The sequence below is a fragment of the Bacillus sp. WMMC1349 genome (assembly GCF_013155385.1).
Taxonomy (GTDB): Bacteria; Bacillota; Bacilli; order Bacillales; family Bacillaceae; genus Bacillus.
In genome coordinates this window covers 1010580-1029217 of record NZ_JABJUQ010000007.1, presented here as the reverse complement: position 1 = coordinate 1029217, position 18638 = coordinate 1010580, and the positions used below count along the sequence as shown (strand labels likewise).

At 38.6% G+C, this 18638-nt stretch carries 14 protein-coding genes and 1 other annotated feature; of the genes, 2 read left to right on the top strand and 12 right to left on the bottom strand.

Annotation, left to right across the window (positions count from 1 at the left end):
- Nucleotides 1-27 precede the first annotated feature (27 nt).
- The 8 genes from HOO54_RS07550 to HOO54_RS07515 form a co-directional block, all read right to left on the bottom strand.
- The gene (locus tag HOO54_RS07550) at nucleotides 28-252 is read right to left on the bottom strand and encodes a sporulation YhaL family protein (protein ID WP_172293916.1); all 225 of its coding nucleotides are present in this window, start codon (nucleotides 250-252) and stop codon (nucleotides 28-30) included.
- 60 nt (nucleotides 253-312) lie between these two features.
- Nucleotides 313-1266 (bottom strand): 3'-5' exoribonuclease YhaM, encoded by a 954-nt coding sequence (gene yhaM / locus HOO54_RS07545; RefSeq protein ID WP_172293914.1) that lies wholly within the window; start codon nucleotides 1264-1266, stop codon nucleotides 313-315.
- A 61-nt stretch (nucleotides 1267-1327) separates the two neighbouring features.
- A complete protein-coding gene (locus HOO54_RS07540) occupies nucleotides 1328-4273 on the bottom strand; it encodes an ATP-binding protein (protein WP_172293912.1) in 2946 nt (981 codons plus the stop codon).
- A gap of 12 nt (nucleotides 4274-4285) precedes the next feature.
- A complete protein-coding gene (locus tag HOO54_RS07535) occupies nucleotides 4286-5512 on the bottom strand; it encodes a metallophosphoesterase family protein (RefSeq protein ID WP_172293910.1) in 1227 nt (408 codons plus the stop codon).
- A gap of 123 nt (nucleotides 5513-5635) precedes the next feature.
- The gene (locus HOO54_RS07530) at nucleotides 5636-6904 is read right to left on the bottom strand and encodes an ABC transporter permease (RefSeq protein WP_172293908.1); all 1269 of its coding nucleotides are present in this window, start codon (nucleotides 6902-6904) and stop codon (nucleotides 5636-5638) included.
- The gene (locus HOO54_RS07525) at nucleotides 6897-7793 is read right to left on the bottom strand and encodes an ABC transporter ATP-binding protein (protein ID WP_172293906.1); all 897 of its coding nucleotides are present in this window, start codon (nucleotides 7791-7793) and stop codon (nucleotides 6897-6899) included. The genes HOO54_RS07530 and HOO54_RS07525 overlap by 8 nt, the downstream gene beginning before the upstream one ends.
- Nucleotides 7794-8545: 752 nt before the next feature.
- Complete coding sequence (locus tag HOO54_RS07520; RefSeq protein WP_172293904.1) at nucleotides 8546-9820, bottom strand: ABC transporter permease; 1275 nt, start codon at nucleotides 9818-9820, stop codon at nucleotides 8546-8548.
- The gene (locus HOO54_RS07515; protein WP_172293902.1) at nucleotides 9813-10709 is read right to left on the bottom strand and encodes an ABC transporter ATP-binding protein; all 897 of its coding nucleotides are present in this window, start codon (nucleotides 10707-10709) and stop codon (nucleotides 9813-9815) included. Before HOO54_RS07515 ends, HOO54_RS07520 begins: the two co-directional genes overlap by 8 nt.
- 126 nt (nucleotides 10710-10835) lie before the next feature.
- On the opposite strand from HOO54_RS07515, the gene HOO54_RS07510 reads away from it, so the two are divergent.
- Complete coding sequence (locus HOO54_RS07510; protein WP_172293900.1) at nucleotides 10836-11021, top strand: YhzD family protein; 186 nt, start codon at nucleotides 10836-10838, stop codon at nucleotides 11019-11021.
- A 49-nt stretch (nucleotides 11022-11070) separates the two neighbouring features.
- On the opposite strand, the gene HOO54_RS07505 is transcribed toward HOO54_RS07510, so the two are convergent.
- From HOO54_RS07505 to HOO54_RS07490, 4 genes are all read right to left on the bottom strand, one after another.
- The gene (locus tag HOO54_RS07505) at nucleotides 11071-11838 is read right to left on the bottom strand and encodes an enoyl-CoA hydratase (protein ID WP_172293898.1); all 768 of its coding nucleotides are present in this window, start codon (nucleotides 11836-11838) and stop codon (nucleotides 11071-11073) included.
- A 116-nt stretch (nucleotides 11839-11954) separates the two neighbouring features.
- Entirely contained in the window at nucleotides 11955-13442 is a 1488-nt protein-coding gene (locus HOO54_RS07500) for a coproporphyrinogen III oxidase (protein WP_172293896.1), read from the bottom strand.
- Between the two features lie 246 nt (nucleotides 13443-13688).
- A complete protein-coding gene (locus HOO54_RS07495; RefSeq protein WP_172293894.1) occupies nucleotides 13689-14552 on the bottom strand; it encodes a Cof-type HAD-IIB family hydrolase in 864 nt (287 codons plus the stop codon).
- Nucleotides 14553-14691: 139 nt separating this feature from the next.
- Nucleotides 14692-14847 (bottom strand): hypothetical protein, encoded by a 156-nt coding sequence (locus HOO54_RS07490; RefSeq protein ID WP_172293892.1) that lies wholly within the window; start codon nucleotides 14845-14847, stop codon nucleotides 14692-14694.
- A gap of 171 nt (nucleotides 14848-15018) precedes the next feature.
- Nucleotides 15019-15243: a binding site (T-box leader), on the top strand.
- 56 nt (nucleotides 15244-15299) lie between these two features.
- Here HOO54_RS07490 and ileS point away from each other — a divergent pair.
- Nucleotides 15300-18386: an isoleucine--tRNA ligase gene (gene ileS / locus HOO54_RS07485; RefSeq protein ID WP_172293890.1), complete on the top strand. Its 3087-nt coding sequence runs from the start codon at nucleotides 15300-15302 to the stop codon at nucleotides 18384-18386.
- Nucleotides 18387-18638: the final 252 nt, after the last annotated feature.

Here is an 18638-nt window from a genome sequence, read left to right as displayed (position 1 = left end):
GAGAATGCCCCTTAAAAAATAAATATGTCAGGCAATTGAGTGCTTGCTTTCCGCTTCAGGCTCGCTTTGATCTGAAGAAGTTTTTTTCCGTCTTTCTTGCTCGTTTTTCATGCGCTCCATATAAATCTGTCCTTCTTTTTCGATAAATGTCTGATCAATTGTTTCTTCTTCTTTTGCTGTTGCCATCAGCTTATATGCGCAAAAGACAATGCCGACAATACAGAGATAAACCCACCATGGAAAAAACAGCATCCGTTCTCCCCCTTTTTCAGATAAACTGTATTACCTGAATATATGCGGCTAAGAGACAAGTTATGATGGTGATTGATGAAAAGTGGGTTTATAAAAGGAACGGTTATCCAGCGCAAAGACACGCTCAGTATACTCTCCTGGCTTCACTCGCAAAAGTGCTCGATCCATCATATTGATTTTTGCATCAAGATTATCGATATAATGAAGAACTTCCGCTTCTTTGACCATCGGTGGTTTCGGACTTCCCCATTCAGGTTTACCATGATGACTTAAAATTAAATGCTGTAAAATAAGCACTTCTTCTGAATCAATTTGAAGCTCTTCCGCTGCTTTTGAGACCTCTGTTACCATGATTGAAATATGACCAAGCAAATTCCCTTCAACTGTATATGTGGTGGACACCGGTCCAGAAAGCTCTTTTACTTTGCCTAGATCGTGAAGGATCACACCCGCATAAAGCAGATCTCTGTCAAGTGTCGGATATAAATCAGCTACAGATTTGGCTAGATTTAACATTGAGACAACATGGTATGCTAATCCAGATACAAATTCATGATGATTTTTTGTCGCGGCTGGAAAATCGCTGAATTCTTTTCCATATTTTTTGACCAGATGTCTTGTCATCCGCTGAATATTTGGGTTTTTCATTTCAAAAATATATTGGGTGATCGCTTCCATCATTTCATTTTTAGGAATTGGAGCGGTCTCGAGAAAATCATCAATATGTACATTGTCATTTGCACCGGCAGGTCTGATGTTTCTCAGCTTTAACTGATTGCGCCCGCGGTAATGATGAATATCACCGACCACCTTCACAATCGTTTGCGGTCCATAGGTTACTTCATCATTTTGCTTAGCGTCCCAAAGCTTTGCTTCAATGTCTCCTGACTGATCCTGCAGCATCAGTGTTAGAAATGGTTTTCCATTACTTGCAATCCCTTTTGTTGACGATTTGATCAGCAAGTATAAATCGACCTGCTCACCAACTTCATGTAGCATGATACCTTTTGCCATTGTAAAGCTCCCTCCGTTTTCTTACATATGATTGATTATAGCATACACTATGATTTGTTCGTTACGCTTTTTTTACCATTTCTGGTAATGGCGGAGAAAGCACTGTCACCTCTTCATCATGAAAAGACGCCTTTACATGATCATGACATGTATAGTATAAAATTTGCTGATCTCCTCCTGATAATTCCTTTAATAACTCTACCACACGCTTAAATCTATCATGATCAAAGTGAACAAAGCTGTCATCAAGCTGAAAAGGAAGTCGGACTCCTTTTTGATGGGATAGAGCAAGTGCGAAGCGAATCGCTAAATAAAGCTGTTCACAAGTTGCCTGTGATAATTCATGGGCGTGATAAGCCGCTCCATCTTTTTTCAGTACCATGATTGAATCATTCGTTTCAGAGAAATAAATTTTTTCATAACGGTTACCCGTTAATGTTTTTAACAATGATTCCGCTGTCTCTAAAAGCTTGGGAAGACGAATTCTTTTATGTTCATCAAGTTTATTTTTCACAGCTTGTCTGATCAACTTAATTGAAGCCCATTTTTTTGCGGCTTGAGCAACTTGATCTTTTTGCATTTCTAGCTGATGTGTCAATTCAGAAACCGTTCCCGATTCTTCAAGTCTTCGCTGCTCAGCAGTAAGCAATGCTACCTTTTCTCTTTCCTCTATCAGTTGCTGTTCTGTACGGGCTTTTTGTTTTTTAACATTGCTCAGCTGTTCCTCTAGTCCTGTAAAAGCATTCTCTGAGGCCAGTGTAATCGCAATCTCATCTTTTGTACGAAGTTCTCTTTGAATTTGGTTGAGTTTTGCTTTAAGATCCTTGTTGGTTCTATCTTGTTTTGCCAGCTTGATAAACATCTCACGGTCGCTTGCTCCAGCTTCCGCAAACAATTCAGATATTTTCGATTTGAAGTAGTCTGCTTCCCTTGTTAGATCCTTGATTTGCTCAACAGTATGATCAATAGACATATTGAGTTCCTGTTCCTTCATAAGTCTTTGCTTTTCGGTATCAAGTTCACTTTTCAAAGAATACATCAGGTCAGGTATACTTTCTTCAGAGTGGTGAAGCCTTGCGGCGATATTCATAAGCCGTTCTTCAAAGGATGCGCTTTTTTCTTGAAAGTGGTTGAGTTCCTCTTTTAGCTCCCATTTTTTTGTCAAGTCTTTATTCAGCTCTTTTATCAAACTGTAAGCATCAAGTAAAAATGCTGGTTCGATTGCCAGATTCAACTCTTTTACATAATCGTCTGCTTGCTGCTGATAAGGATGGATTTCTGCTTCCCAATTCTCATATTTTTGGATGGCTCTTTCATAGTCCGTTTCCCTTTGCTTTAGTTCAGCTCGTTTCATCATGAGAAATTGTCTTGATTGCTCATCCTGCCATAGCTCTTCTCTTAATTTTGTCTGTTCTGGTCCATGCTTGATAGTGGAATCTTCAAGGTTGTCAAGCTGGTTTTCAATAAACATCATGACAGAAGACGGTTCAGATTTCTTTAGAAAAAACAACACGAAGACAATTGAAATCGGAACGATCAACATCACTAAAAACCATTCCTTGAAAAACAGTGCTGATATGCAGGCAACAAAAGCAGTCAATATGGTCAAAACTGCTCCGATGGTTCTTCGCTTCATCCGATCTTTCTGTTCTTTTTTCAGAAAAGACAGTTGTCTTTTCAACTCTTCCCGTTTTCCTAATTGCCCGTTTGTCGCCTCGAAACGGCTAAGGGCTTCTTCTTTTTGATGACGAACATCCTCTGCCATTACTTTTTTAGCCAAACTGGCACATGCTTGTTCTGTTTCTTCCAAGTCTGCTCTTGTCCGCTCAAAATGTTCGTCAAGCATCCGTTTCTTGTCACATAACTGCAGATAAATTTGAATGGTTTCTTGCAGTTTCCATTCATATTCATATGTAGTGTCTATTTTTAAAATCTCTGTTTCATTGTCTATTTTTAACCGTGTCATCCCCTCCTTGACATGTTTTTCCATTTGAGCTAGTTGTTCAGTTAATATCATGATTTTTTCTTTGTATGATTGGTAAAATTGATACTCTGCTAGAAGCTCTTCAATTTTCACTTCGTACTGTAAATGCCCTTTTTGAGGCGAAAACTCAACAGATTGTTTCATCAAATCAGATTTCTTTTCCTCAAGCCCTTTCAACTGAGCTAATTTGGGATGAAGATGAGATTCATATTTTTCCAACTCAAATAATCCCGTTTCAGGAAAATCGCTTTGACATGTTTTCAATTCGTTTATCAGGACGTGTTCTTCGGCAATTAAAGGATAGATTTGAAGTGCCTGCTTCAAACGCTCGAGCTCACCTGTAAATTCGCGGAGCAGCTGCTCATGTTTGTTGATCATCACTTTAGTTGCTTTTTTCTCGCTTAGGAGATGATGATATTCTCCTTCACGCGCTTTCGCTTTTTTTAATTCCTCTGAAAGCCGTTTTAACCGCTCCAGTTCCTGGTTAAGCTCAGGTTTTCGACCATTCGGTTTAAACAGTTCTTCCTGTTTTTTTAACAGGTTCGCATCCATTTTTGAAATGGCGTCAGAACCGAACAAACTTGAAAAAAGTAAAAAACGCCCGATTTTGTCACGGTTCATCTTATGAATCTCCTGAAGACCGAAGACATCAAACGAGTAGATTGCTTTATACAATGGCCTGTCCATATTGGATAATAGCTTGTTAAGAAAGTCTTCTGAGCGAATACTGCCATTTTCTAAGTAGATATTCACCCGTTCAGGCTTTCCTGCCGTCCGTTCAATGCGGAGATGTCCGAATTCGTGATGATGTACCTCAAGCATTCCTCCGTATGTCCCGCCTGTTTTCGGTTCATAGCGCTTTGTTTTTGGAAACCCGAACAACACGCTTTCAATAAATGACATCAGCGTGGTTTTTCCAGCTTCATTCAGCCCATAGATTAAGTGGAGGTTTGAAGGTGATAGATGAAATATTTGATTGATAAATTTTCCGTAACCATATATGTGAAGAGCTTGAATTTTCACCTGTATCCTCCCTTATCGTTTTAACGTCCTTAACTCATCAAACAACATTTTTTTCGCTTGATCGCGAATCTCCTGAAACACTTCTTCGTGAAATACTTCACCATATCGTCTAAAAACAGGGTGGTGTCTCAAGCTTCCGAGAATGTCATCAAAATCTTTGAATTGATCGATTTCACTAATCAGTTCCTGAAAAAATGAGTCATTTTCTATTTTGTTCAAGGTGATCGCTGTGTGATCCTCAATTCCAACTATCCAGATGAATGATTCCTCTGCCAGCTCCTCTTCATGGAAAATCTCAAGCAGCTCATCAACGATGCCAGCTGAATGTTCCGCTAAATATGGCGGTGCTTCACCTGTCAATAACATTTTCACGCATAAAGACTTCCCATTTTGATGTAAGGTTTTGAAGTGTTCTTCAATGAGATGGATTAATTGTGTCACATTTTGTGTAGTTGAGACATCAATCTGAATCACATCCCAAAGAACATCAGATGTCGATTGAAATTCAAATGACAAATGACCATCTGAGGCATGGACAAGAAAACAGCCTTTCTCACCTTTCTCCTTGATGTGACGGGCTTGTGTGTTCCCCGGATAAATCACCGTTGGATGTTCAACTGAAATCACCTGTCTTTTATGAATATGTCCGAGTGCCCAATAATCGATGTGGCTGTTTTTTAAATCTTGCCATGAAAAAGGACAATACGGATCATGACCACTCTCACCAGACAGTGTTCCATGAATCATTCCGATATGTAGAGGTGCATTTGTCAATTTTTTCATTTCACTTGCCTTGTTTGCAAATACAGCACGCTCTGGATAGCTATATCCGTAAATACTGGCGGCAAGCTGACCATCTTTATAAAACGATTTTTCTTCAATGTCTTCCGATGAGAAGATATGGACATTGTCAGGCCATTCAATCGGTGTCCATTCACCACCTAGATGATCATGATTTCCAAAGATGACATACGCATTTATACCTTTTTCTTGGAGTTTTAAAAACTGCTTACGTAAAAAAAGCTGAGCTTTTAAACTACGATTTGCTTCATCAAAAAGATCACCAGCAAGTAAAATGAAGTCAACCTGTTCTTGGATGGCAAGCTGAAACACATTGGCAGCACTTTTAAATGTACTGTTTTTAATCCGCTTGTAAATCGGTTCTGGCACTTGGTGAATCCCCTGAAACGGGCTGTCTAAATGGAGATCAGCCGCATGAATAAAAGTTAAATTTGCCATCTTCCGCTCCTTTTCACAACCATTTCTGACTTTCATTTTATCATGGCTGTTATACGAATGCACGTTCTATTCATGATAAAAAAAGGTGCCCACTCAGTTAGTAGGACACCTTTTTCTTCAAAACTATTGATCTTTTGATAATCGGAGTGCTTGCTTAATATTTTTCCATCCCTTACCGCTTGAATACATGAGCACTCCGCCTTTATAAACTTTCGCTCCCACTACTGCGAGAATGACAATCGTCAGAGCGGTGATCCCAATACCTAACGATGCTTCCCAAACCGGAATATCAAGTATGCCGACTCTTAGGAACATGATCATCGGCGCAAAAAACGGGATGAATGACGTCACAGTAATAAATGGTGAATCAGGCGTGTTTACGCCGAATATGGCAATGAAAAAGCCTGCCATAACAAGCATCTGCATCGGTAAGATCGCTTGCTGTACATCTTCAATCCGACTTACAACACTTCCAAGAAATGCTGCCAATGTTGCATAAAGAAAATAACCGATCATGAGAAAAATCGCACCATAAATGAGCGTTGTAACAGGAATACCCGAAACATCAAAATAGCCTTTAATCATATCAGTTGCTGCTGTCTCTTGATTTGCTTGAAGAGCGATATAACCGGTCAGAAATATGGCAGCCATCTGGGTAATTGCTAGCAATCCAATACCGAACAGTTTAGCAAACATTTGTTTAACAGGTGGAACACTGGAAATTAAAATTTCCATGACTCTAGATGATTTTTCTGTTGCAACTTCAGTAGCCATCATTCCTGCATACTGGATAACAGAATAGTAAATTATGCCCAGGATGACAAAAACAAGTCCTGATGCCTTCTGGATTTCTTCTTCAGATTTAGCTCCTTCTTTCAAAGCGACCTTTTTGACTTCAACAGGCGTAAACAGCTGTTGAAGCTTTTGCTGTGGAATTTTTAATTCAGCCGTACCAACGACAATTTTTGTTTGTGACAGTGCCTGTTTAAAAATAGAAACAGCCGTTGAATCAGCAACATCCTGTGCTTTATATGTTGCGGTTAATTCGCCTTTTTGATCTCTATCTAAAAGTAAAACACCTTCAAGTTTTTCATCTTTAATGTCTTTTTCTAATTCTTTTTCAGATTTTTTCGCTTTGAAAATTTTAATTTCTTTGTCTTTGTCAGCCAGTTTCACTTGTTGAGAAAACGCTGGATACAGCTGTTTTGATTGATCGATAACAGCAATTTTATCCGGTTTATCGCCTTTTCCATCATCAAATAAAGAAATGATGGATCCGAGGTTGGTGACCAATAGAACTAGCCCAATTGTAATTACTGTTGAAATGATAAACGATTTTGTTTTTAGTTTACTAAGGTATGTATGAAAAAGCACAATCCAAAACTTATTCATAACGTGCACCTACCTTTTCAATGAAAATATCATTTAAAGAAGGTTCTTCAAGTTCAAACTTTCTCATAAATCCGCGCCCTTGTAACTTTGAAAACAATTCCTGAGAAATAGCTTCATTTTCAATTTGCAAACTTACACCTTCTGATGTCTCCCGCCATTTTGTAATCCCTTTTGTTTCTTTTAAGAAATTCAAATCGATATCTGAATGGATCGTCACATTTTTTTTGCCGAAAGAACGTTTAATCTCTTTTAGTTTCCCCTGAACAACAGGTGTTCCCCGTTGTAAAATACAAACGTACTCACAAAGTTCTTCGACATGTTCCATTCTGTGACTCGAAAATACGATCGAAACGCCACTATCTCTCAAGGCAATGACAGCTTTTTTTAATAGTTCCACATTGACCGGATCAAGTCCGCTGAATGGTTCATCAAGAATTAATAGTTCTGGCTTGTGCAGGACAGCTGTGATGAATTGAATTTTTTGCTGGTTTCCTTTTGAAAGCTCTTCAACTCTTTTATCTGCATATTCGGTAATATGGAAGCGTTCGAGCCAGTTGTGCATTTCTTTGAGTACATTTTGCTTTGTCATGCCTTTCAACCTTCCGAGATAGACGAGTTGATCTTTGACTTTCAGTTTGGGATACAGTCCGCGCTCTTCCGGAAGATAACCGATTCGATTACTAACATTGTAATTGATCGGTTTGTCTTTCCAAGTCACACTTCCTTCTGTTGCGTTTAAAAGCCCTAGGATCATTCGAAATGTCGTAGTTTTCCCAGCACCATTGGCACCTAGCAGGCCAAACATCTGCTTCTCTGGAATATCAAGTGTTAAATGGTCTACTGCTGTAAAAGACCCAAATTTCTTTGTGGTATTAGAAATTTTTAGCATTTTTTAAAAATTCCCCCTTTCAATCTTTAATTATACTTTACAATTAACAGAAATAAAGGGTTTTTTTTGATTTTTTATAAATATATATACGAAAATAGATCAATATAATGGAAACTTATGATGTAACCGTAGTTTCTCAATCTGGAGAAACATTTCTAACTGAACATTTTGAAGCACTGCATGAAAAAAAGTAATTTTCCGAGCACACACATCTGATTGTCTTTCAAAGGTAACAAAAAGCGGGCAGGGAGAATTGTGAGGCTCCTGCGGGAACAAGCTCCAAAGAGGCTTCTCCAATTTTTATTCATCCACAATATTTTGACTTCAACATTAAGGATTTGGTCATTTTTTTATTTTGACCATGGCAGAGAGTGGGATATATCAAATCTATCATTATACATTTTTGAATCCTTTGTATTAGCGGAATGCGCAATTTTACCCGTATTTTTGGATCGATAAATTTATTTGCTGTATCAAACCAATACTTTCCTATATAGATACTCTCCTGTCTCGGAAGGACATTAGTTAGTATTTTCAAGATCCCTAATCATGTGCTTATTTTTCGTCATTTTCGGTGCACATTCAAGACAAAATTATATTACATTTTCTTCTGGAATACCGGTAATTAAACGATATTGATGTTAGAGATTCCATGTTTCCTTCTACTATATGGTCACGTCCAATTCTGATTTTCTTCTCCCCACCACAAAAAAGGTGCCCGCTCAGTTAGTAGGACACCTTTTTCTTCAAAACTATTGATCTTTTGATAATCGGAGTGCTTGCTTAATATTTTTCCAGCCGCCACCGCTTGAATACATGAGCACTCCGCCTTTATAAACTTTCGCTCCCACTACTGCGAGAATGACAATCGTCAGAGCGGTGATTCCAATACCTAACGCTGCTTCCCAAACCGGAATATCGAGCATGCCAACTCTCAGGAACATGATCATCGGCGCAAAAAACGGGATGAATGATGTCACGGTAATAAATGGCGAATCGGGCGCATTTAAGCCAAACATAGCAATCATAAAGCCTGCCACAACCAGCAGGATCATCGGTGAGATGGTCTGCTGTACATCTTCAATCCGACTCACAACACTTCCGAGAAATGCGGCCAATGTCGCATAAAGGAAATAACCGAGTATGAGGAAAATCACCCCATAAACGAGCGTTGCAACAGGAACACCTGAAACATCAAAAAAGCCTTTAATCACATCTCCCATTCCAGTTGCTTTCTCTTGATTTGCTTGCATAGACAGATAACCGGTAAGAAATAAAGCCCCCAGCTGAGTAATGCCCAATAATGCGACACCGAACAGTTTGGCAAACATTTGCTGAATAGGTGGTACACTAGAAATTAAAATTTCCATGACTCTAGATGATTTTTCTGTTGCAACTTCAGTGGCAATCATTGAAGCGTACATGAGAACAGAAATGTAGATGACAAACAAAACAACATAAACAAGCCCTGTCGCTTTCTGGAGCTCTTCTTCTGATTTAGCCCCTTCTTTTAATGCGACCTTTTTGACTTCAACAGGCGTAAACAGCTGATGCAATTTTTCCTGTGGTACTTTTAATTCAGCCGTACCAACGACAATTTTTGTTTGTGAAATCGCCTGTTTAAAAATAGAAACAGCAGTTGAATCAGCAACATCTAGCGCTTTATATGTTGCGGTTAATTCGCCTTTTTGATCTCTATCTAAAAGTAAAACACCTTCAAGCTTTTCATCTTTAATGTCTTTTTCTAATTCTTTTTCAGACTTTTTCGCTTTGAAAATCTTAATTTCTTTGTCTTTGTCTGCCAGTTTCACTTGTTGAGCAAACGCCGGATAGAGCTGTTTAGATTGATCAATAACAGCAATTTTATCCGGTTCATCGCCCTTGCCATCATCAAATAAAGAAATGATGGATCCGAGGTTGGTGACCAATAGAACTAGCCCGATTGTAATTACTGTTGAAATAATAAACGATTTTGTTTTTAGTTTACTAAGGTATGTATGAAAAAGCACAATCCAAAACTTATTCATAACGTGCACCTACCTTTTCAATGAAAATATCATTTAAAGAAGGCTCTTCAAGTTCAAACTTTCTAATAAATCCACGTCCTTGCAACATAGAAAACAGCTCCTGGGAAATGTCTTCGTTTTCGATTTGCAAGCTAACACCTTCTGATGTCTCCCGCCATTTCGTAATCCCTTTTGTTTCTTTTAAGAAATTCAAATCGATATCTGAATGGATCGTCACATTTTTTTTGCCGAAAGAACGTTTAATCTCTTTTAGTTTCCCCTGAACAACAGGTGTTCCCCGCTGTAAAATACAAACGTACTCACAAAGTTCCTCGACATGTTCCATTCTGTGACTCGAAAATACGATCGAAACGCCGCTGTCTTTCAAGGCAATGACAGCTTCTTTTAATAGTTCCACATTGACTGGATCCAATCCGCTGAATGGTTCATCAAGAATTAAAAGCTCTGGCTTGTGCAGGACAGCTGTGATGAATTGAATTTTTTGCTGGTTTCCTTTTGAAAGCTCTTCAACTCTTTTATCTGCATATTCGGTAACATGGAAACGTTCGAGCCAGTTGTGCATTTCTTTAAGCGCATTTTGCTTTGTCATGCCTTTCAACCTTCCGAGATAGGCGAGTTGATCTTTGACTTTCAGTTTGGGATACAGTCCGCGCTCTTCCGGCAGGTAACCGATTCGATTACTAACATTGTAATTGATCGGTTTGTCTTTCCAAGTCACATTGCCTTCTGTTGCGTTTAAAAGCCCTAATATCATTCGAAATGTCGTAGTTTTCCCAGCACCATTGGCACCAAGAAGACCAAACATCTGCTTCTCTGGAATATCAAGTGTTAAATGATCTACAGCTGTAAAAGATCCAAATTTTTTTGTTACATGATTAATTTTTAGCATTTAAAAAAATCTCCTTTCAATCTTCAATGATACGTTACAAAAATCATAAAAAAAAGGATTTTTTTGATTTTTATATAAATATATAAATGGAATGAACAGAAAATTCTAGAGAAAAAGGTGAATAGAATGGAAACTTATTACGTAACTGTTTTTTCTCCCTCTGGAGAAACACTATTGAATGAACATTTTGAAGCACTGAATGAAAAAGAAGCAAAAGAAAAAGGAGAACATCTCCTAAAAGAAAAACAATTTTCCGAGCATACCCACCGGATCGTCAATTCTGCTGGTAAAATGATCGTCTTTCAAAGATAACAAAGAGCGGCCCTTTAAAAAGGCCGCCCACCACAATTTTTCTATGACACTACTGATTGAACTGCGGCTTGCGCTTCTCTAAAAATGCTCTGATCCCTTCCTGATGATCTTTTGTCGATCTCATTTTGACTTGTGATGTTTTTTCAAGTTCAAGTGTTTTTTGTAGTCGCTCAACATTCAAGCTTTGGTAGATTTTTTTTGACTCAATCATGGCTGAGAGTGGAGCACGCAAAAGTTTTTCAACCTTTACATCCACATGGTGGTGAAGATCACCACTGAATACTTCTTCAACAAGCTGAAGTTTAAAAGCTTCATCAGCCAGTAATTTTTTACCGCTCCATATCAATTCCTTTGCTGTTCTTTCTCCGACTTTCCGTTCCAAGAAGAAGTGTCCCCCACCATCAGGAACAAGTCCAATTCCAATAAAATTCATGGCTAATTTCGCTTCTTTTTCAGCCATGACATGGTCACAGGCGAGCGCCAGGCTCAAGCCAAGCCCGGCAGCTGCCCCGTGAATAGCTGCAATCGTAATTTTTGGCATTGTATAAATCATCATTGCAATATCAGAAATCGTATCAATGACATGCTCTGATTGCTTGACATCCCCGGAAGACAACATCATCTTTATATCGCCGCCTGCAGAAAACCCTTTCCCGCTTCCCTTTAGCAACATAATGTTTGCTTCACTTTCTTCAGCTAAAATCAAAGCTTCTTTTAGTTCCTCAAGCATTTTTTCATGTAAAGCATTATACGCGTCAGGACGATTGAGAATAATCTCAAACATCTGACCATGGTCTTGCCAATGAATAAATTCCATCCCCAGTACCTCCGTCAAATTCATTTTTATGATGAACATAGTCATATTTCCACTTTTTATAGCGAAACACCTTTTTTTAGTTAAATAAAATTGATCAGGAGGAACGATATTCAATGTTATCGAAAAAGTTGGGACAGATAACGAAGTTTTTCTTCTGTATAATATTCAAACCTGTCATTATACGTTTTTGGATCTTTTGGATTAGCGAAGTGTGTAATTTTCCCCGTATTTGGATCGATAAATTTACTTGCTGCCCCACAACCAATGCCAATAATCGTCTGTTTCTCTTCCATAATCATAATATTATAGATGCTTTCCTGACCGGGAAGACTATATCCAATATTTTCAAGATTACCGAGGATATTTTTTTGTCTATATAAATAATAGGGATGATAGCCATGCTGTTCTGTCCAAGATACGGCATCAGTCATCATCTCAACAATTTCTGTTCTATCCGCTACTTTATATTTATGCTTATTTTTCGTCATTTCCGATGCGCGTTTAAATGACAACGTATGAACCGTCAGTGACTCTGGCATTAGTTTTTCAGTTTCTTGAAGGGAGTGCCGGAAATCTGTTACACCTTCTCCCGGGAGACCGATAATTAAATCCATATTGATGTTAGACATTCCATGTTTCCGAGAAAGGTGATATTTTTCAATTGTTTCTTCGACTGTATGGTGACGTCCAATCGCCTTTAAGGTCTCATTTTCGTATGACTGCGGATTAATGCTGATGCGGTCGATGTTCCACTTTTTTAAAACCGCAAGCTTTTCCTCTGTGATCGTATCAGGGCGGCCTGCTTCAACTGTCATTTCACGGATATTTTGAACATTCGGAAACGATTGGTACATTTCTTCATAAAGCAAATCCATTTCTTCTGCGCTAATACTTGTCGGTGTGCCTCCGCCAAAATAAACCGTTGTAATCTTGATGTCGTGCTGTTTGAGCCATTCACCGATTTTTCGCATTTCATAGTGAAGTCCTGATAAAAATGAACCGACTCTTCCGGTCTGTCCTTTAAGGGCATATGCGGGAAATGTACAGTACGCACATTTCGTTGGACAAAATGGAATACCGATATAAATGCTGACTTCTCTCTGCAAATCATATAAATCAGGTACAGCCGTCAACTGCTGGTCGATGATGCGCTGCATCAGCTCGATTTTCTCATCATGGATTAAGTACTCCCTTTTCAGCTCGGCATGAGCAGCTTCCTTCGACCGCCCGTTTTGCAGTTTTTTGTGCAATAGCTTTGTCGGACGAATTCCGGTCAGAATGCCCCATTTTTGAATAATTCCTGTATACTGCTGAAGTACGCTTAAATAAACATAGGAAACTGTATGTTTCACCTGTTTAAAAACTTCTTTTTCTGGCAAATGTGAGTCGAACACTTTTTGATATTCAGCGTGAATGTCTGATTGTTGAATAATGCCTGATGCCCGCACACCAGTATGATCACATTGATAATTTAACATAATGATAAGACATTCGTTTTCTGTTTCGCCAAATACAACCTCTGACTCTTCAAAAAATAAATGAGCAATATGCTCAAGTGGTCTCTTAAATCGTTCATCATGAATGCCTTTTATAGAAATGCGCAATTTGATCACCTTTCCATTTCAAAACTTTCTTTAGTGTACAAAAATAATTGGACAAAATCAATTTATGGTTTAAAAAAATAGTCGGGGGTGTCCTGAAAGTAGTGCTCGCTTTCCGCGAGCCTTCTCGGAGCTCGTTCCTTACTCCTGTGGGGTCTCACAATTTTCTCTGATTCATGTTGAGAAAGTAGTTTTTAGACCACAATAAAAACCCCTGTTTTCCTCATGAAAACGGGGGTTTGAAGCTTGTTATATTTTTTTAATATGAAGTCTTCTGAGAAAATCTTTGCTTTGCTGCTTACGAAAATATTCTTTAATCATATAGGCAACACCCTGTTCATCATTACTGCGCGTCACCCAATCTGCTTTTTGTTTCACTTCTTGGGGTGCATTGCCCATCGCAACACCGAGCCCGGCTAACTCGATCATTGGCAAATCATCAAAGTCATGACCGATGGCGACAACATCCTCCATTTTGAAACCTAAATCAGCAGCAAGTATGGCCAAACTGGTTACTTTTGAAACTCCATTTTGGACAATAAGTATTTTTCCACCTGTATCTATTACATCTACAGAAGTAAAAGCATTTTCAATTGTTTGTTTAATTTCTTCTTTTTGCTCACTTGGACAATATACCTCAATCACTGGTGCACTGACCGGTTCATCCATTAACATATCACTTAAAGAATCGACAAACTGAACAGGATAAAAGATGGGATCAGACGGATGAATCATTGTTTTGGCAAGCAAAGTTGAGTTTGTTTTTTTTCGATTGCCAATTGAATATTTTTCATGCAGAATTCTAATATTACATTCATAACTCTCCAATATTTGCACGATATTAAACGTTTTTTCTTCAGGAATTCTTTTTTCCAAAAAAGGTTCATCAATTTCGTCTGCAATGATAGCACCACTGTGGGCAATCAACTTCCCATCAATATTTAATGACTTTGCGATCTTTTGCGCAGAACGAAAATGTCTATTTGTTACAAGTGTAATGTATACATCCTTTTTCTTTACGTATTCAATTGCTTGCTTTGTTGCCGGATGAAGCCGTCCATTGGTTCGAATAAGCGTTCCGTCTATATTCAGCGCTAGCATTTGTTTTGACATCAGAAGATCCCCCTTCTTTGCTGACTGTACCTGTTATAGAGAATATGTCCTGAACCAGCGCTTTAGAACAGACTGCTTTTGCTCCACATAAAAAAAGCCTAGAATAGCAGGCTTTTTCCCCTTAAAATATTGGATACGATCATGATGTCTCCCTTATTCCAGAAAAAGCGACTTCAATGCCCCTTTCATTCAAGTCGCTGAATATAGTAAACCCCTTTGATCTGACAAAATTGGCACTGTCACTTAAGTTTCTCTGTACCCCTTTCGCTCGTTTGCCGCTAGTCAGTTTTACCATGATCGTACCCCCGGCAAACAATGAAAGCACTTACATTTAACATTATCGCAACATTTTTCAAAATTGACAAGGATTTTTTAAAAATATAATCAAAAAGATGAAATAATTCCAGTTAAATAGTTTACATCTTTACTTTTTTTAGGTTCTAATGTATGATATCGGAAAATACTTGTATATTCGCTGATGAGAAAGAGTAGGCTTTTATCCTTGTCCACAGAGAGTCGCTGTTAGCTGAAATGCGATGACATATGAAAGTTGAAAATCATCTCTGAGAAGTTTTCCTGAACATGAGGTAGGGAAAACCGGTTAACAACCGTTACTCGTTGTGAACGAAGTGCCGTGTAAAACAATCAACACGGAATTTGGGTGGTACCGCGGTTTCAATCCGTCCCTGTTTATAGACAGGGGCGGTTTTTTTCATTTTAATTGAAGGTTTTAAAGGGGGCGATAAAATGTACACTGTTAATCCGAAAGAAGTAGCATTTGATCGTGAAAATCGTATCAAGGCATACTGGAAGGCTAAGAATGTGTTTCATCGTTCAATCGAAAATCGAGATGGTGCAGAAACGTTTGTCTTTTATGAAGGACCTCCAACAGCGAACGGGCTTCCACACGCTGGCCATGTGCTTGGTCGTGTTATTAAAGACTTCATAGCCCGTTATCAAACGATGAAAGGCTATCAAGTTTTACGGAAAGCTGGCTGGGATACCCATGGATTACCAGTAGAACTGGAAGTTGAGAAACAATTAGGCATATCAGGTAAACAGCAAATCGAAGAGTATGGTGTTGAGAAATTTATTGAAGAATGTAAAAAAAGTGTCTTTCACTATGAAAAGCAGTGGCGTGAATTTACAGAAGCGATTGGTTACTGGCTTGATATGGATGATCCTTATGTAACCCTTGAAAATCATTACATTGAAAGTGTTTGGTACATCTTAAGTCATCTTCATAATCGTAACTTATTGTATAAAGGACACAAGGTTACGCCTTACTGTCCTAGCTGCCAAACGACTTTGAGTTCACATGAAGTAGCACAAGGCTATCAAAATGTAAAAGATCTTTCAGTAACCGCAAAATTTAAAGTGGCAGGAAAAGAAAACGAATTTTTCTTAGGTTGGACAACAACTCCATGGACCTTACCTGCAAATGTAGCATTAGCTGTTCATCCTCAGATAACTTATATAAAAGCGAAAAAAGGAGGTGACATTTACATCATTGCTGAAAGTTTAGCAAACAAGAACCTTGGCGAAGATTACGAAGTGATTTCCATCCATAAAGGAAGTGATTTCAAGAATATCGGTTATATGGCGCCATTTCCTTTTGTGAAGCCAGAACGCGGTCACTTTGTTGTTGAAGCGGATTTTGTAAACGAAGAAAGCGGAACAGGTATCGTCCACATTGCACCTGCTTATGGTGAAGATGACTATCATTTAGTCAAAAAACACCAACTTTCATTTTTCAACGTTGTTGATAGTCGAGGACGCTACACTGAGGATATCCCCCTTCTCAAAGGACAGTTAGTGAAAGAGTGTGACATTGATATCGTGAAATATTTAGCGAAAGAAAGACTGCTTTTTCATAAAGAAAAATATGAACACAGTTATCCACACTGCTGGCGATGTGATTCTCCTTTACTCTATTATGCGATCGAAAGTTGGTTTATTAAGACGACAGAGCTCAAAGATCAATTTCTAAAAAACAATCAGCAAGTTGAGTGGTATCCAACCCATATTAAAGATGGACGGTTTGGTCATTTTCTCGAACATATGGTTGACTGGAATATTGGACGGAACCGTTACTGGGGGACACCGCTTCCCGTCTGGATTTGTGAGTCATGTGAATATCAATATGCACCATCCAGCCTAGCTATTCTTAAAGAAAAAGCGATTGGCGAGATTGGAGATGTAGAACTTCATAAACCATTTGTCGACCAGATTCAATTAAAATGTGATCAGTGCGGAGATTCTATGAACCGCGTTCCAGAAGTGGTTGACGTTTGGTTTGACAGTGGTTCTATGCCGTTTGCACAACATCATTATCCGTTTGAAAATAAAGAACAGTTTGAAAAACAATTCCCGGCTAATATCATCTGTGAAGGAATTGATCAAACACGGGGCTGGTTTTACAGTTTGTTGGCTGTTTCGACTATGTTTACTGGCAAAGCTCCCTACAAATGCGTTCTCTCAACAGGTCACATTTTGGATGATGAAGGACGTAAGATGTCAAAAAGCAAAGGAAATGCCCTGAATTCAATCGATCTTGTCAAAAAATTTGGTGCGGATGCGCTTCGTTGGGCATTGCTGGCAGATAGTGCACCATGGAATAACAAACGTTTTTCTGAACAAGTCGTAAAAGAAGCAAAATCAAAAATAATTGATACGCTTACTCATACACACGGTTTTTATACGCTTTATGCAAACATAGACAAATACAGTTTTGAAGAAACTGCAACAGGGGAGAAGACACTTCTTGACCGCTGGATACTATCTCGTTTAAATAGTGTGACAGCTGTTGTCATTGAAGCATTGGATGATTATGACTTTACAAAAGCAGCCAAAACAATTGAAACATTCGTTGATGAAATCAGCAACTGGTACATTCGTCGTTCCCGTCGTCGTTTTTGGAAAGAAGGGATGACAGACACCAAGAAAGCCGCTTATCATACACTTCATCAAGTACTTGTGCAAACAAGCAGGCTTTTAGCTCCATTTACCCCTTTTCTCGCAGAAGATATTCATTCTAATTTGACTGAAGAGAGTGTACATTTGACCCATTTTCCAAAAATAAATGATCATCAAGTAGATCGACAATTAGAACAAGAGATGAATGATGTTCTGCAAGTAGTAGAGCTGGCCCGTAGCCTTCGGAACAGAGAAGCAATCAAAACAAAGCAGCCGCTTTCTGAATTAGTGATCATTCCGTCCAATTCAAAAAAAGCAGAAACACTTCAGAAGTATAGCAGTATTATGAAAGACGAAATCAATGTCAAGAATATCACCATTCAGGAGTCGTCAGAACATCTAATCCGCTACGATCTGAAACTAAACTTCCGAGCGGCTGGTCCTGTTCTCGGCAAAAATACAGGGCTTGTTAAAAGTTATTTAGAAAAATTATCCACAGATGACGCAGCAAAAGTTGTTCAAGATCAAAAAGTGATCGTTCCTGTAGATCATCACGAACTTGAAGTTACGATGGATCTTTTAACAGTCGAGCGAGTCGTCGATTCCGGTCTAACAATGGAAGTAAACCAACAATTTCATGTAATCTTAAATACGGCCATAACAGAAGAACTACGTCTCGAAGGACTAGCTCGAGAAGTCATTCGCGTGATTCAAGATGAACGTAAACGACTCGATCTTCCTGTTTATCTTCGGGTGGACCTTACTCTTGATGGTGACGAAGAAACTAGGAAAGCCATTCAACAAAACGAACAGCTCATCCGAGAAAATGTTCTCGTCAATAACCTTCATATCGGACAATCAAAAGCCATGAAAGAGAGTTTTATCGGGAACAACCGACTGATACTAGCCATCTGCTAGAATGAAGCATCGTTATGATGAATGTTGGGCAACCCGAATCCTCTCTTGATGACAAATCGCTTTTAACATTTTGATATAGCGTATTTTGCATTTAAGAATAAACTGATGGGCACTATCTTCTGGGCTGTTTGCTGATTTGAAGTATGTTTTAACTTTGATTAACATCTACATCTACGCTGCCATACAATTCGTCATCCCCTAAATGCACAGCCTGAAATAAGGTGCTCGAGCATAAATACCTTGTCAATTAGG